This window comes from Mycobacterium sp., from assembly GCF_035506235.1.
Taxonomy (GTDB): Bacteria; Actinomycetota; Actinomycetes; order Mycobacteriales; family Mycobacteriaceae; genus Mycobacterium.
This window is the reverse complement of record NZ_DATJPU010000118.1, coordinates 1-15,666: the sequence shown is the minus strand read 5'-3', so window position 1 is coordinate 15,666 and position 15,666 is coordinate 1. Positions and strand designations below refer to the sequence as shown.

Genomic DNA, 15,666 nt, shown 5'->3' with positions numbered 1-15,666 from the left:
AGCCCACGGCCGGGACGGCCGTCGAAAGCGCGAAGTTTAACCAGCCGTTCGCTTTTAATTCCGGCTTAATTCAATTGAGCGCGTGGGCGGTCGACTGCCCTTGGCGCCGGCGAGAATTCAACCGTCGGCTAGCTCACGACATCGAAGATCGCCGCGGCGGAGGTGATGGCCTTGTCCGCGTTTCCCTCGTCGTGCAGGAGCATGCGCACGCCGACACGCCCCGGCACTCCGGCATGCGCCGTGCCCTGTACGCGGAAGGGCCCCACCTTGCCGCGGGACATGAACATGACGTGCCAGCTGATTACCTGCACCTTCCGGGTTCCCGCGACCTCGGCGGCCAGGTCGGTCGCCGCGGTCTCGAGGAGGACGTGTTGGGGCCCGATGTGCAGCGCGGCGTCCGGGGAGGCGAGCTCGGCGCTCAGCGCCGGCAGCACCCAATGGCCATCGCCGCGCTTCCCGGCGCCGAAGGCTTGCCACAGCGGCGGCAGGTCGGGCGAGTCCTCTATGACCAGCTCGGTGCCCGAAACATCCATCTTGCCAAGGCCTTCCGGGGGGACGCCGATGACGGCCCCCTGCCCCTCGTTGAAGGCGATCACCCGGTCGGGGTTGTCGGCGTCCACGATCGTGCACCGCCCGTAGCCCATCGTTCGGCCCTGGTGCACGATGCCGGACCCGACGATCTCGATCCTCGCGACGTCGTAGCCGGGGTCGATGATCTGCACCGACGCGATGACCGGGTTGGGAACGGCGACCATGTCGGTCTGGCATCCCTCCGGCGACGCGATGGCCAGCGGCGCCACCATGAGTCCGCCGGCCTCGTTGCGCATGTCGCGGCGGATGGTGACGGTGTCGTCGGTCTCGCCCTCGTTCATGGACGAGTGGTTGCGGCCGATGTAGCGGTAGCTGAGCAGGCCGGTCCAGCGCCGGAACAACTCGTCGCGATAGGCGTCGGTGTCGCCGGCCAGCTCGCGGATGTCACGCAGTTGGTCGTTCACTTCCGGCCTCCCGCTGCGGCTTTGCCCCGGCGCACCTGGTTGAACGGCACACCGCGGTCGGCGGCGTACTCGCGCGGAAAGTTGAGGACCCGCTCGCCGATCACGTTGCGCGCCATCTCCGTCGTGCCGCCCCCGATGCTGGCGATCTGACGGCCCAGGTAGCGCGTGCCGATCCCGAGCAACCCCACGTCGTCCTCGACCACGGCCGCCGAGCCGGCGATGGCGTGGGCGGTGTCGTTCTCGACGTCGTGGGCCGCGGCCATGCCCAGCCTGATGATCGACCCCGCGGCAGGCGGCAGGGACCCGGCGACGACGGCGTGGAAGACGTGCTCGCTGAGTTGTTTCTGCACCGCCCGGTGGACCAGGGCCCGGCCGGCCATCTCCCGGGCGCGTGCGCTCTCCCCCAGCTTTGCTCGGTCGACCAGCGCCATCAGGTCGATCGAAATGTCCTCGGCCTCAGCGATTCCGGGGCCGCTTGTGTACTCCGAACCGTCGCCCATCGTGCGCCGCTCGTGGTAGAGCTGCCGGGAGGCAACGTCCCAGCCCTTGCCCGGTTCCCCGACGACGGCGTCGTCGCCCACGTCGACGTCGTCGAAGAACTCCTCGCAGAACTCGACCGAGCCGTTGACCTGACGGATGCGGTTGATAGTCACCCCGGGGTGCCGTAGCGGGACCAGGAACATCGTCAGGCCGTCGTGTTTGGGTGCGTCCCAGTCGGTTCGGGCCAGGCACAGGCCGTAGTCGGCGGCGAACGCCCAGGTGCTCCACGTCTTGGCGCCGTTGATGATCCACCGCCCGTCCCGGCGGTCGGCGCGGGTGATGACGCCCGCGAGGTCCGAGCCGCCGCTGGGTTCGGAGAGCAGCTGGACGAGCACTTCGTCGCCGCGCAGCGCCGCCGGGATGTGGGTGCGTTTTTGCTCCTCGCTGCCCATGTCCAGGATCGTCGCGCAGCAGATGGCGAACGACGGGATGTTGAGCAGCAGCGGCGTCTCATAGGCCAGCGCCTCGGCGTCGAACGCCTTCTTGTATTCGTAGCCCAACCCGAGCCCGCCGTACTCGCGGGGAAAGCAGATGCCGGCGAATCCCCCGTCGTACAACTTCCGTTGCAGTTCGCGGGCGCGCCGCCAGGAGGACAGCTCGTCGCGCTCGAGGACCATCGCGTCGTTCGAGTCCAGCCTCGGCAGGTTCGCGGACAACCAGGCTTTGGCCCGGCTGCGGAACTCGGCCACACTCTCAGCCGACTCGGCGCTCACCGAATTCGCCTGCGCGTCATCGCCGATGGCCTCCCAGAGCTTGTGCTGGGCGACTGTACAGCACCGCTTCGCGACTGTACAGGCCGCCTTGAGCGCCTTCTCGTCGATCTCGTCGCCCTCATAAAAGTGGACTTGCGCACCCCGCGCTTCGTCACACTGGTCACATCGGTTTCTTCGCAACACCACGCTTTGCGCACCGCACGCGCCGACCGCCGCCTCTCGGGTTACAGTTTCGCGTGACGTGTCACGCTTGGCGGAAACGCCGGTCGACCGGAATCGAGCCGCAATGACGGAGCAGACCACCGAGGACAACGCCACGACGCTGCTGGCCATCGAGTCCATCAAGCAGCTCAAGGCCCGCTATTGCCGCTACCTCGACGCCAAGGACTGGGCGGCGTGGCGGTCCCTCTTCGCCGACGATTTCCTCAGCGACACGTCCGACGCCGGCGGCAAGCTGATTCTCGGCGCCGACAATTTCGTTGCGTTCACCCGCAGAGGCATCGGACGCCCCACGCAGGCGACCGCCCATCAGGTGCACGCGCCCGAGATCGAATTGACGTCGGCGACGACGGCGCGCGGGGTGTGGGCGCTGCAAGATGTGGTCCGCTTCGGGCCGGGGGTGACCCTGGTCGGCTACGGCCACTACCACGAGACCTACGAGAACGTCGCCGGGCAATGGGTTATCAAGAGCTCCAAGCTGACCCGGCTGCGCGAGGACATCGTCACCCCGGTGTTCTCGGTGTACATCTCCGACCGGATCCGGCGCGCGGCTGCCAAGCTCGCCGGCCGGATGATCGAGCGGTAGGCGTCGATGACTGTTGGCACCATCCTGATCACCGGCGCGTTCGGCCAGGTCGGCAAGCGATGCACGCAGCTCCTGCTCGATCGGGGACGAACCGTCGTGGCGATGGACCTCTGCAACGCCAAAACCGTTGCGGCCCAGCATGAATTGGGTGCGGGCGGGCAGGCCGAGGCGCTGATTCCGGCCTACGTCGACCTGTTGGACGCCGAGGCGTTGCGCGATCTGGTCGCGACCCATCGGCCCGAAGCGATCATCCACCTCGCCGCGATCGTCTCGCCGCCGTCCTACCGCAATCCCGGGCTGGCGCGACGCGTCAATGTGGGCGGTACGGAGAACCTGCTGGCGGCGGCCGCGACGCTGCCCCGTCCCCCGCTGTTCCTGATGGCCTCCAGCGCCGCGGTGTACGGCTCGCGCAACCCCTACCGCCACCCGGAGCGGATCACCCCGGACACGCCGGTGCAGCCCATCGATCAGTATGGCGAGGACAAGGTGCTGGCCGAGGCGGCGATCCGGGCCAGCGGTCTGCCGTATGCGCTCTACCGATTGGGTGGGATCATCTCGCCGGATACCCAGGCCGACATCAACGGTGACTACCTGACCCTGATGCGCTCGATTCCGGGAGACAACCGCATGCACGTAGTGGACGCGCGTGACGTGGCGCTGGCGTTCGCCAACGGCGTCGATCGCGAAGCGACGATCGCGGGCAAGGTGCTGCTCATCGGGGGCAACGAATCGTATGTGATGTTGCAGCGCGACCTCGAGGACGACCTGATGACCGCCGCCGGCCTGGGCCGGCTGGGGCCGTCGGCGAGTCTGCCCGGCGACCCCGGCGACGACCGCGGCTGGAGCTTCACCGGCTGGTACGACACCACCGAATCGCAGGCGCTGCTCGACTTCCAAGAGCACGACTGGCACCAGACCCTGGCCTGGATCGCCGAATCGCAGGGCCGGCGGCGCATCGTCTTGCGGGCACTTGGGCCGCTGTTGCGGCCGCTCGTGCGCGCCGCTCTCGAGCTGCAGCGGCGGGCCGAGCGACGCGGCCCGTACGCCGACCCGTGGGCGCTGATCGAGAAGAAGTACGGCTCGGAGGCGCTGGCCGGGGCGGACTAACCCCGCGAAGCGAAGAGGACCGCGGCCTCGCGGATCGAGTCTTCGTCGATGCCCTTGGTGGAACTGCTGCGGCGCAACATGACTCGCACGTCGGCGCCCGTCGCGACGAGCTGACGCGTGACATGGGATCCCAGGAAACCGCTGGCGCCGATTACCAGCTTCTTGCGGGCCGCCACTAGCGGTCGATCCATCCCATTTGCGCCTCGGCGTGGTGGCCGCCGACGGGCGGGGTGAGCTTGTCGAGTCTTGCCTGCTGGTCGGGGGTGAGCTCGACGGTGTCGGCGGCGACGTTTTCCTCGAGCCTTGCTACCCGCTTGGTTCCCGGAATTGGCACGACGTCAGGCCCTTTCGCCAGCAGCCAGGCCAGCGCGACCTGAGCCGGGGTGGCGCCGGCGTCGGCGGCGACGTCGCGCACCTCGTCCGCGCAGTTGAGGTTGTGCTGGAAGTTCTCGTCGAAGAAACGGGGGTTGGTCTTGCGGTAATCGGTGTCGGGAAGCTTCGCGGTGGAGCGGATCGCGCCGGTGAGGAAGCCGCGGCCCAGCGGCGAGTAGGCGACGAACCCGATCCCCAGCTCGCGCAAGACGTCGAGCACCCCGTCCTCGGGGTCTCGGGTCCACAATGAGTATTCGGACTGCACGGCGGTGATGGGGTGCACGGCGTGGGCGCGGCGAATCGTGTTGACGCCGACTTCCGAAAGACCTATGTGCCGAACCTTTCCGGCGGCGACCAGCTCGGCCAGCGCCCCGATCGTGTCTTCGATCGGGGTGTTTCGGTCCAGGCGGTGTTGGTAGCAGAGGTCGATGTGGTCGGTCGCCAGCCTCTGCAGGGACCCGTCCACGGCGACGCGGATGTTGGCGGGGCTGCTGTCGAGGCCGTTGCGGCCGGTGTGGGAGAGCAGGCCGAACTTGGTCGCCAGCACCACCTGATCACGTCGGCCCCGTAGGGCGCGGGCAACGAGTTCTTCGTTGAAGTAGGGGCCATAGACCTCTGCGGTGTCGATCAGCGTGACGCCGAGGTCGATGGCGCGGTGGATGGTGCGGATCGCTTCGGCGTTGTCGCTGCCGGCGCCGGCATACGCGACGGACATGCCCATCGCGCCCAGGCCGAGGCGTCCAACTTCGAGTTCTGCGAGATGAGCCCGTTTCATGGGCCCATTGTGCGCCGAGCCGCTTCGAGTCACGGGGCGGGTACCGTTGCGCTCGTGCAGGACACCGCGCCACCGGCCCGCAATCTGGCCGTCGACTTCTATCGCGCATCGGGCGTGGTCCTCATCGTGCTGGGGCATTGGCTGGCCGGGTCGGTGACCTATCACGACGGGTCTTTCGGCCGGGAAAACCCACTCGTCGACCTCCCCTGGACCCAATGGCTGACCTGGATCTTCCAGGCGGTGCCGGTGTTTTTCCTGGCGGCCGGCTACGCGGGTGCGGTGTCGTGGACCCATCGGTGTGGCGCCGAGGGTTTCTCGCGCGAGGTCTGGCTTCGACATCGACTGGCCCGGGTGCTCGGGCCGACCGCGGTCTACGTCACGCTGGTGTCGGTGATCGTGTTGGTTCTGATGGGTTTTGGCGTGCCCGGCTCGGTGCTCGAATACGCGGGTTGGGCGGTGGCGATGCACCTGTGGTTTCTCGCCGTTTACCTGGTGGTGGTGTCGCTGACACCGATTGCCATTGCCGCACAACGGCGTTGGGGGCTCCTGGTGCCGGCTGTGCTGGCGCTGGGGGTCGCGGTGGTCGACGTCGCGACCATCGCGGGCCACGTGCCATACGTCGGCTGGCTGAATTACTTCCTGTGCTGGGGCGCGCTCTACCAGCTCGGAATCGCTTGGCACGGCGGGCTGTTGTCCGGGCCCAGGCCGGCGCTGCTCGCGGTCGGCTCGGCGGTCGTGCTGGCGCTGTTGATCTGGCTGGGACGCTACCCGGTCAGCATGATCGGCGTTCCCGGCCAGGCGGTGCAGAACACCACGCCGCCGACGGTGGCGATGCTGGCCTTCGCGTGCGCACAGGCCGGACTGGTGGTGACGCTGGCGCCCGCGCTCAACCGCGTCCTGCGCGGGGGCTTCGTCAAGCGAGTGCTGTCCGTGGCGAATAACAATGTGATGGCCCTTTACCTCTGGCACATGATTCCGGTCGTCATCGTCGCTGTCGTCGCTTACCCGGCGGGCCTGCTGCCGCAACCGCCGGAGGGAAGCGGCGCGTGGTGGCTGGCTCGACTGGAGTGGGTGGTCGTCCTCAGCGTGGTGACTGCGTTCGAGCTGCTGCTGTTGTGGTGGCAACGGCGCTTCTTCGCGGCTCCGCTGCCCATGCTCGGCATACCCGTCACCGCCCGCTGGGGCGAGGCGTCCATGCTGGCCGGCGCCGCGCTGGCCGCCTTTGGTCTGCACCTGTTCGCCTACACAGGCTTCGCGCCGGACGGGCGTTATCCGTGGGCGACCGCGGCAGTCTTCGCCGTCGGGGTGCTGCTGGTGGCGCTTCGCCCCACCAAGGTCGGCCGGCGTGCGGTCGATCCGGCACCTGCCGCCGGGTGAACTCCCGCGGATCGGCGCCCTCGGCTCAAGCGACTAACGACCTCTTGACTGGGGTCGTATTGCCCTGGTCAACGGGCGTATCCCGGGGCGAAACTGTAGTAGGTTCGGGGTGTCTCAGCGCTCGGACCGGACGAAGAAAACGTCGCCAAGGGAGTACACAGATGCTAAACAGCCTAACGCTCGAAGACAGCCCGGTCCCCCAGCAGCGCGAGCGGGATGCCGAGCTATTGAAGGATTCCGGCGCGCACAAGCTTGTCGTCACGGACCGCGACGGCAACTGCTTGGCGTTCCTATTGGCTTGGGACAGCTTCGCCTATGACGCTGAGACCGACACCTATGTGTGTGTTGTCGACACCGACGGCAGGGAACTCATGACCGTGTACACCGCCGGCGAAATCAAGGCAGCACCTGGCGCGAACATGTATGTCGTCACCGCGCCGGACGGTTCGGTGGCTGCCTAGCGGTACAGACACCGTCGGCCCACCGTGCGCCGGGAGGGCCGTAACGGACGCACGTCATGGGCCCGTATCCGCATCCCGCTCCCTGAAGCCGGACCGTGGATCGAGTTTGCGTTCCCGAAGCCACGTCTGCCCGGCCGCAACTGCTTTGGTGGGCGCGCAATTCCGGACCTCGGACCCTCGCTCGTGGCCGTTCCCCGACGGGCCATCCCTGTGCCATCTGACCGATCCGGGGACTCGCGCAATCGGTAGCGCGGGTTCCGGCGCGGGGCAAGTTATGGTAGACCGTTCGTACGGTTAGTCTGCGCCGAAGGGTTGAAGATGCCCAGATCGCCTGGAAGACGTGGCGAGATCCTCGACGCGTTCGTCCGCTACGTCGCCGAACGTGGCTACGACAGAACGAATATCGGCGACATCGCCGACGAGCTCGGGATGTCCAAGGGCACCATAGTTCATCACTTCGGAACCAAAGCGCAGATGTTGCGCGAGCTTGAAGAAACCCACCTCGCCCGCCAGCTCGACGTGCTGGGGATGGTGTGGGATCGCGTGGCCGCGCCGCACGAACGCATCGCCGCCATCATCTACGCCTCCGTACTGCTGCAGGTGACCGAACGCGACGCGACGGTGGCAAGCCGGCGCGAGGTGGTTCAGTTGTCCGAAGACCCGGCGATGCAGCAAGTGCGCGAACTGCGCAACCGGTTGCAAATGCTCGCGATTGAGGAGATCCGCAACGGGATAGAGAGCGGCGTGTTCCGATCCGTGGACGCCGAACTGGCGGCCCTGCAGCTGTGGGGATCGCTGGAGTGGATGTGGGTGTGGTTCCACCCCGCCGATTCCCGCACACCCGAACAGGTCGGGGCCGCTTTCGTCGACGTGTTCCTCGGCGGCCTGTTGCTCGATCGCTTTGGGCTCAGCAGATGGGCGGACCCTGCCACGGACATCGTCTCGGTGGTGCGGGAATGTCTCGCCGCGGACGCGGCCGCGACAGATTGATCGTGTAGCCGCGGGATGCTTTGCGCGGGAGGCTGATTGGTTGCCAACCCGCGACGGCCGCGGTGACCCGCGCAGGAGGCCGGTAAGGCGGACTCGATCGGCGGGCGGCCCCGGTCACCCGAGCGCAATAGGTAGCGGCGGGCAGGCACGGCTTGTTATTGACTGACCGTACGGTCTAATGCGATAGTTGCTGCGTGGGGCAAGCAGGCGCGAGGCGGAGCCGAAGGGCGGCACCCGCCAACCGGTGTCGGGAACAAGGCGCTGCGCTGCACCGCGCGCCATACCGAGAACCGTTGCGCCGCAAATCCTCGCCGCTCACATACAGCTCGAAATCATATAGGGCGGAACACTTTTCACACCATTCACCCATGGCGGGCAAGCCTGCTGGTCGGGCCTCGGCCCGCTGTCGTAAACAAGCGGTGGGAAAGTCGCGATTCGGTGCCCCCGTCGATTGCCGGCGCGCATGACCGCCTCGCACGTAATCGGCAGTAAAGCGCTCGAGAAGATCCGGCCGGGGACGGAAGTGGCCGGCGGGTTCTTCCGGATGTGCGTGCTGACCGCCAAAGCCCTGAGGCAGCCGTTCGAATGGCGTGAGTTCATCTGGACCGGCTGGTTCCTCATGCGGGTATCGCTGCTGCCGACCATCGCAGTGTCCATCCCGGAAACCGTGCTGCTGATCTTCACGCTCAACCTCCTGCTGGCCGAGATCGGCGCCGCCGACGTCTCCGGTGCGGGCGCCGCGATCGGCGCGGTCACGCAGCTGGGGCCGATCGTGACGGTGCTGGTGGTCGCCGGCGCCGGGGGCACCGCCATCTGCGCCGACCTCGGCGCCCGCACCATCCGCGAGGAGATCGATGCGCTCGAGGTGCTCGGCATCGACCCGATCCACCGACTGGTGGCGCCGCGCGTCGTCGCCTCGACGATGGTCGCGGTGCTGCTCAACGGCCTCGTGGTCGCGGTCGGCCTGGGGGGCGGCTACCTCTTCAGCGTGTACCTGCAGAACGTCTCGAGCGGTGCCTACCTCTCCACGTTGACGGCGCTCACCGGCCTGCCCGAGGTGGTGATCGCGTTCATCAAGGCCGCGACGTTCGGGCTGATCGCCGGCCTGGTCGGCTGCTACCGCGGGCTGATCGTCCGCGGCGGGTCCAAAGGTTTGGGCACCGCCGTCAACGAGACCGTGGTGCTGTGTTTCATCGCGCTTTTCGCGGTCAACGCGGCGCTGACCACCATCGGTGTCCGGTTCGGAACGGGGCACTGAGATGACCGCGACTACAGCGGCCGCACCCTCGGGGTTCCACTTCCCGAAGGACACCCTCATTCGGTACGCAGAAGCCCCGGCCCGGGTACTGGTCGAGATCGGGCAGATGGTCTGGTTCGCAATGAGCGCCGTCGGGCAGATCCCCTTCGCCCTGCGCCGCTACCGCAGGGAGATGCTGCGGATGGTCGCCCAGATGGGGATGGGTACCGGCGCGATGGCCGTGGTCGGGGGCACCGCCGCCATCGTCGGCTTCATCACCCTGTCCGCCGGCTCGCTGGTGGCCATCCAGGGCTACGCGACGCTGGGCAACATCGGCGTCGAGGCATTCACCGGGTTCTTGGCCGCACTGGTCAACGTGCGGTTTGTGGCGCCGGTGGCCGCCGGTCAGGCGCTGGCCGCAACCGTGGGGGCCGGCGCCACCGCCGAACTGGGCGCCATGCGCATCAGCGAGGAGATCGACGCGCTGGAGGTGATGAGTATCCGGTCGGTCGCCTACCTCGCGTCCACCCGGATCGTGTCGGGCCTCATCGTCATCATCCCGCTCTACGGGTTGGCGATCACCCTGGCCTTCGTGTCCCAGCAGGTCACCACGGTTTTCTTCTACGGACAGTCCGCCGGTACATACAACCACTACTTCCACACGTTCCTGCGCCTCAACGACGTGGGCTGGTCGTTCGCGGAGGTCATCCTGGTTGCGGTCGTCGTGATGACCACCCACTGCTACTACGGCTACAACGCCAGCGGCGGGCCGGTCGGCGTCGGTGAAGCGGTCGGCCGGTCGATGCGGCTGTCGTTGGTCACGATCGTTGTCGTGGTCGTGCTGACCGCGATGGCGGTCTACGGCAAAAGCCCGAACTTCAATCTCACCGTGTAGCCGCCCGTGACAACCCCGACAGCCCCGGCCCCGAAAGTCAAGGAGCACCCGCCACGGATCCCGCCGTACAAGACGACGGCTGCGGTGTTCTTGGTGGTCGCCGCGCTGGTGTTGTCCTTGGTATGGCTGCAGTTTCGGGGCCGGCTCACGCCGAAGACGCCCTTGACGATGCTGGCCCCGAGGGCGGGGTTGGTGATGGATCCCGGGTCGAAGGTCACCTACAACGGGGTGGAGATCGGCCGGGTGTCCACTATTTCGGAGATCCAGAGCGACGGCATACCCACGGCCAAGTTCGTCTTGGAGGTCAATCCCAATTACATCAAGCTGATTCCGGCCAACGTGGATGCCAATATCAAGGCCACCACGATCTTCGGCAACAAGTACGTGTCGTTGACATCACCGAAAAACCCCACACCGCAACGCGTTACCCCGCAGCAGGTGATTGATGCGAGGTCGGTGACCACGGAGTTCAACACGTTGTTCGAAACGATCACCTTGATCGCGGAAAAGGTGGACCCGGTCAAGGTGAATCTCACGCTGGCCGCGGCCGCGCAGGCATTGACCGGGCTGGGCGACAAGTTCGGGCAATCGATCGTCAACGCCAACGCCATCCTCGACGACATCAACCCGCAGATGCCGCAGATCCGGCACGACATTCAGCGCCTGGCGGCCCTGGGCGACACCTACGCCAACGCCGCACCGGATCTGTTGGACTCCCTGAACAACGCGGTCATCACGGCGCGCACGCTGCACCGGCAGGAAGCCGAGCTGGACGCCGCGTTGCTGGCCTCGACCGGGTTGGGTAACACCGGGGAAGACATCTTCCGGCGCGGCGGGCCCTACCTGCAAAGGGGGACCGCCGATCTGGTGCCCACGGCCCAGCTGCTCGACACCTACAGCCCGGAGATCTTCTGCACCATCCACAACTACTACGACGAAGAACCCGCCGCCTATGCGACGACGGGCGGCGGCAACGGCTACGCGCTGAGGACCATGACCGAGCTGACGTCAGGGTTGGGCGGCATCCTGACCCTCCCGGGACTGGCCGGGACGGTGCTCACGCAGGGGCTCCTGGGGCTGGCCGGACTGGTCGGCGGAGCGCCGAATCCCTATGTGTTTCCGGACAATCTGCCGCGCGTGAACGCCCGCGGCGGGCCGGGAGGCGCACCGGGTTGCTGGCAGGCCATCAACCATGACCTGTGGCCCGCGCCCGAGTTGGTGCTGGACACCGGCGCCAGCCTCGCGCCGTACAACCACCTGGATACCGGCTCCCCGTACGCCATCGAGTACGTGTGGGGCCGCCAAGTCGGGGACAACACGATCAACCCATGAAAATCACCGGTTCCGCCATCAAGCTCGGCATCGTCTCGTTGGTGCTGCTGCTGATCTCCGTGTCGATCGTCGTGGTGTTCGCACAGATGCGCTTCAACCGCACCGACACCTACACCGCGGAGTTCAACAATGCGAGCGGGCTGCGCGACGGCGAGTTCGTCCGTGCCTCGGGAGTGGAGGTCGGCAAGGTCAAAAACGTGCGGCTGGTCGACGGCGGCAGGAGGGCGCAGGTGGACTTCGCCGTCGACCGCTCGATAACGCTCTACCAGTCGACGACAGCCCAGATCCGCTATCTCAATCTGTTCGCCGACCGCTACCTGGAGCTCAAACGGGGCGACGGTGAGGGCGCCGACCGCGTGCTGCCGCGGGGCGGATTCATCCCGCTCTCCCGAACTTCACCGGCGCTGGACCTCGACGCCCTGATCGGTGGTTTCAAGCCCCTGTTCCGAGCGCTCGATCCGCAGAAGGTCAACACCATCGCGTCGGCCATCATCACCGTGTTCCAGGGCCAGGGCGGCACCATCAACGACATCCTCGACCAGACCGCGCGGCTGACCGCGCACATCGCCGAGCGCGACCAGGCGATCGGCGAGGTGGTCAAGAACCTGAACGTCGTGCTGGACACCACGGTTCGTCATCGCAAGGAGTTCGACCAGACCGTCGACAACCTCGAGAAGTTGATCACCGGCCTGGCCAACCACGCCGACCCGCTGGCCGCCGGCACCGCGAACATCAGCGACGCCGCCGGAACGGTGGCCGACCTGCTGGCGGAGAACCGCGCCCTACTGCACAAGGAGATCAACTACCTGCAGGCCCTTCAGCAGCCGCTCGTCGACCAGAAGGATCAGCTGGGCGACCTGATCCACAAGACACCGACCGCGCTCAACCTGATCGGACGCAGCATCGGCCTCTACGGGGACTGGGTGAACTTCTACCTCTGCGATCTTTCAATCAGGTGGAACGGGCTGCAGGCCGGCGGCCCGGTCCGCACGGTCAGGATCTGGCAGCAGCCCACCGGCAGGTGCACCCCGCAATGAGAACGCTGACGGAATTCAACCGCGGCCGTGTCGGTCTCATGGGCATCACGGTGCTGATACTCGTCGTCGCCGTCGGCCAAAGCTTCACCAGCGTCCCGATGCTTTTTGCCAGCCCGAGCTATTACGGACAGTTCACCAACACCGGTCAACTCAACAAGGGCGACAAGGTGCGCATCACCGGCGTGAATGTCGGCAAGGTGGAGGGGTTCGCGATCGACGGCGATCACGTGCTGATCAAGTTCACCATCGGCAGCAACACCATCGGCACCGAGAGCCGGCTCGCGATCAAGACCGACACCATCCTGGGCAAGAAGGTCCTCGAGATCGAGCCGCGGGGAACCCAGACGCTGCGGCCGGGAGGCGTTCTGCCGCTGGGCCAAAGCACCACCCCCTATCAGCTCTACGACGCGAACTTCGACATCACCAAGGCCGCCGCGGGCTGGGACATCGACACCGTCAAGCGGTCGCTGAACGCCTTGACCGAGACCATCGATCAGACCTACCCGCACCTGAGCGCCACGCTCGACGGTTTGACCAAATTCTCCGACACCATCGGCAAACGCGACGAACAGATCAAGCACCTGCTCGCTCAGGCCCACCAGGTGGCCAGCGTGCTCGGTGACCGCAGCGAACAGATCAACCGGCTGCTGGTCAACGCCAAGACGCTGCTGGCCGCCTTCAACGAACGTGGACGGGCCATCGACGCCCTGCTGGGCAACATTTCCGCCTTCTCCGCCCAGGTGCAGGGGTTCATCAACGACAACCCGAACCTCAATCCCGTGCTGGAGCAGTTGCGCGCCATCAGCGATGTGCTGGTGGCGCGGAAGGACGACCTGGCTCAAACCCTCACGTATGTCAGCCAATTCGCCGCATCGCTGGGCGAATCCGTCGCATCGGGGCCGTACTTCAAGATCGTCCTGTCCAACTTGCTGCCGTACTGGATCTTGCAGCCGTTCGTCGACGCCGCCTTCAAGAAGCGTGGCATCGACCCCGAGGACTTCTGGCGCAGCGCCGGGTTGCCCGAGTTCCGCTGGCCCGACCCCAACGGCACCCGGTTCCCCAACGGGGCGCCGCCCCCCGCTCCCCCCGTGCTGGAGGGCACGCCGGATCATCCGGGACCGGCCGTCCCGCCGGGAACGGCGTGTTCGTATACCCCACCGGCCGACGCGCTGCCACGGCCGTGGAACCCGTTGCCGTGCACGGGCGTAAACGTCGGCCCGTTCGGCGGCGGCTTCCCGGCACCGATCGATGTGCAGCCGTCGCCGCCGAACCCGAACGGCCTGCCCCCGACACCGGGGATCGCGATCGCCGGGCGGCCCGGCGAGCCGCCCCCGGAGGTGCCGGGCACACCGGTGCCACTGCCCGCCCAGGCGCCGCCGGGCGCGCGCACCGATAACCTGGCGCCGGCCGGTCCGACGCCGCCACCGTCGACGTTCGCGCCCGGTCTGCCGCCGGGTCCGCCCGCGCCGCCCGGACCCGGCCAGCAACTGCCGGCGCCGCTCATCAACCCCGGCGGCACGGGAGGTAGCGGCATCACCGGAGGTAGCCAGAATTGAGCACCGCCTTCAACTTCCGCAACCCGCGGGCCCGCAGGGTCATCGGGACGCTGGCGGTGGCGCTGGCTGTTCTCGCCGGGTTCCTCGGGTTGCGGCTGTACAACAAGCTGACCACCAACACCGTGGTCGCTTACTTCCCGGAGGCGAACGCGCTCTATGCCGGGGACAAGGTCCAGATCATGGGGGTTCGCGTGGGTTCGGTCGACAAGATCGAGCCGGCCGGCGACAAGATGAAGGTGACGTTTCACTACGAGAACAAATACAAGGTGCCCGCCAACGCGTCCGCCGTGATCGTGAACCCAACTCTGGTGGCATCGCGGAATATTCAGTTGGAGCCGCCCTACACGGGTGGTCCGGTGATGGCCGATAACGCGGTGATCCCCATCGAGCGCACCCAGGTCCCCACCGAGTGGGACCAACTGCGCGAGAGCGTCGCGAACGTCATCAACAAATTGGGCCCGACACCCGAGCAGCCCAAGGGTCCGTTCGGCGATGTCATCGAGTCGTTCGCGGACGGGCTGGCCGGCAAGGGCCAGCAGATCAACACCACGCTGAACAGCCTGTCGCGGGCGTTGACCGCGCTGAACGAGGGCCGCGGCGACTTCTTCGCGGTGGTGCACAGCCTCGCGCAGTTCGTCAACGCCCTGCACAAAGACGACCAGCAGTTCGTCGCGCTGAATCAAAACCTGGCCCAGTTCACCGACAAGTTGACCGGGTCCGATCATGAGCTGGCCACTGCGATACAGCAATTCGACAGCCTGCTCTCCACCCTGCGCCCGTTCCTGGACAAGAACCGCGGGGTGCTCGCGCACGATGTCGACAACCTGGCCAACCTGACCACCACGCTGGTCCAGCCCGATCCGCTGAACGGTTTGGAGACCGCCCTGCACGTCCTGCCGACGCTGGAGACGAACCTCAGCCAGATCTACCACCCGTCGCACGGCGCGGTCATGTCCATCCCGGCGATCCCGAACTTCGCGAACCCGATGCAGTTCGTGTGCAGCATGATTCAGGCCGGCAGTCGGCTGGGCTATCAGGATTCAGCCGAACTGTGCGCGCAATACCTGGCGCCGATCCTCGACGCGATCAAGTTCAACTACCTGCCGTTCGGCTTGAACACGGGCAACACCGCCGAGACCTTGCCCAAGGACGTCGCCTACTCCGAGCCGCGGCTGCAGCCGCCCAACGGGTATAAGGACACCACCGTCCCGGGGATCTGGGTGCCGGATACGCCGTTGTCGCACCGCAACACCCAACACGGCTGGATCGTCGCCCCGGGCATGCAGGGGCAGCAGGTGGGGCCCATCACGGCGGGCCTGATGACCCCCGACTCGCTGGCAGAACTGATGGGCGGGCCCAACATCGCGCCCGTGCAGTCGACACTGCAGACCCCGCCGGGACCGCCGAACGCCTACGACCAAAACCCGATAGCGCCGGTCATCGGGCAGAACCCGCCGCAGGTGCCGATCCCGCC

Annotated in this window: 14 protein-coding genes and 1 pseudogene; 11 read left to right on the top strand and 4 right to left on the bottom strand. The window is 66.9% G+C overall.

What is annotated here, in order from left to right; all coding sequences use genetic code 11:
- Positions 1-128 precede the first annotated feature (128 nt).
- Together VMD50_RS10830 and VMD50_RS10825 are read right to left on the bottom strand one after the other, a co-directional pair.
- Complete coding sequence (locus VMD50_RS10830) at positions 129-995, bottom strand: hypothetical protein (RefSeq protein ID WP_325427617.1); 867 nt, start codon at positions 993-995, stop codon at positions 129-131.
- On the bottom strand, positions 992-2,248 hold the full coding sequence (locus tag VMD50_RS10825) for an acyl-CoA dehydrogenase family protein (RefSeq protein ID WP_325427615.1): 1,257 nt from the start codon (positions 2,246-2,248) through the stop codon (positions 992-994). The genes VMD50_RS10830 and VMD50_RS10825 overlap by 4 nt, the downstream gene beginning before the upstream one ends.
- A 286-nt stretch (positions 2,249-2,534) precedes the next feature.
- On the opposite strand from VMD50_RS10825, the gene VMD50_RS10820 reads away from it, so the two are divergent.
- Both VMD50_RS10820 and VMD50_RS10815 read left to right on the top strand, forming a co-directional pair.
- The gene (locus VMD50_RS10820) at positions 2,535-3,053 is read left to right on the top strand and encodes a nuclear transport factor 2 family protein (RefSeq protein WP_325427613.1); all 519 of its coding nucleotides are present in this window, start codon (positions 2,535-2,537) and stop codon (positions 3,051-3,053) included.
- 6 nt (positions 3,054-3,059) lie between these two features.
- Complete coding sequence (locus VMD50_RS10815; protein ID WP_325427611.1) at positions 3,060-4,160, top strand: NAD-dependent epimerase/dehydratase family protein; 1,101 nt, start codon at positions 3,060-3,062, stop codon at positions 4,158-4,160.
- Positions 4,161-4,201: 41 nt separating this feature from the next.
- On the opposite strand, the pseudogene VMD50_RS10810 reads toward VMD50_RS10815, so the two are convergent.
- Positions 4,202-4,351 (bottom strand): annotated as a pseudogene (locus VMD50_RS10810) (NAD-dependent epimerase/dehydratase family protein); the annotation flags it as partial.
- Entirely contained in the window at positions 4,336-5,307 is a 972-nt protein-coding gene (locus VMD50_RS10805; protein WP_325427609.1) for an aldo/keto reductase, read from the bottom strand. The gene VMD50_RS10805 and the pseudogene VMD50_RS10810, both read right to left, overlap by 16 nt.
- Before the next feature lie 54 nt (positions 5,308-5,361).
- Between VMD50_RS10805 and VMD50_RS10800 the strand changes: the two genes are divergently transcribed.
- From VMD50_RS10800 to VMD50_RS10760, 9 genes are all read left to right on the top strand, one after another.
- Positions 5,362-6,684: an acyltransferase family protein gene (locus VMD50_RS10800; protein ID WP_325427607.1), complete on the top strand. Its 1,323-nt coding sequence runs from the start codon at positions 5,362-5,364 to the stop codon at positions 6,682-6,684.
- Positions 6,685-6,845: 161 nt separating this feature from the next.
- The gene (locus VMD50_RS10795) at positions 6,846-7,145 is read left to right on the top strand and encodes a hypothetical protein (RefSeq protein WP_325427605.1); all 300 of its coding nucleotides are present in this window, start codon (positions 6,846-6,848) and stop codon (positions 7,143-7,145) included.
- A 318-nt stretch (positions 7,146-7,463) separates the two neighbouring features.
- Positions 7,464-8,135 carry a TetR/AcrR family transcriptional regulator gene (locus tag VMD50_RS10790; RefSeq protein WP_325427603.1) on the top strand — a complete coding sequence of 224 codons (672 nt, stop codon included), beginning with the start codon at positions 7,464-7,466 and terminating at the stop codon, positions 8,133-8,135.
- Between the two features lie 544 nt (positions 8,136-8,679).
- Positions 8,680-9,393, top strand: a complete 714-nt coding sequence (locus VMD50_RS10785; protein ID WP_414686045.1) for an MlaE family ABC transporter permease — start codon at positions 8,680-8,682, stop codon at positions 9,391-9,393.
- Between the two features lies 1 nt (position 9,394).
- A complete protein-coding gene (locus VMD50_RS10780) occupies positions 9,395-10,267 on the top strand; it encodes an ABC transporter permease (protein WP_325427601.1) in 873 nt (290 codons plus the stop codon).
- Between the two features lie 6 nt (positions 10,268-10,273).
- Positions 10,274-11,599, top strand: a complete 1,326-nt coding sequence (locus VMD50_RS10775; RefSeq protein WP_325427600.1) for an MCE family protein — start codon at positions 10,274-10,276, stop codon at positions 11,597-11,599.
- Positions 11,596-12,636: a virulence factor Mce family protein gene (locus VMD50_RS10770; RefSeq protein ID WP_325427598.1), complete on the top strand. Its 1,041-nt coding sequence runs from the start codon at positions 11,596-11,598 to the stop codon at positions 12,634-12,636. The genes VMD50_RS10775 and VMD50_RS10770 overlap by 4 nt, the downstream gene beginning before the upstream one ends.
- Positions 12,633-14,192 carry a virulence factor Mce family protein gene (locus VMD50_RS10765; protein ID WP_325427596.1) on the top strand — a complete coding sequence of 520 codons (1,560 nt, stop codon included), beginning with the start codon at positions 12,633-12,635 and terminating at the stop codon, positions 14,190-14,192. The genes VMD50_RS10770 and VMD50_RS10765 overlap by 4 nt, the downstream gene beginning before the upstream one ends.
- Positions 14,189-15,666: virulence factor Mce family protein (locus tag VMD50_RS10760; protein ID WP_325427594.1), on the top strand; the 1,478-nt coding region annotated here is incomplete at its 3' end. The genes VMD50_RS10765 and VMD50_RS10760, both read left to right, overlap by 4 nt.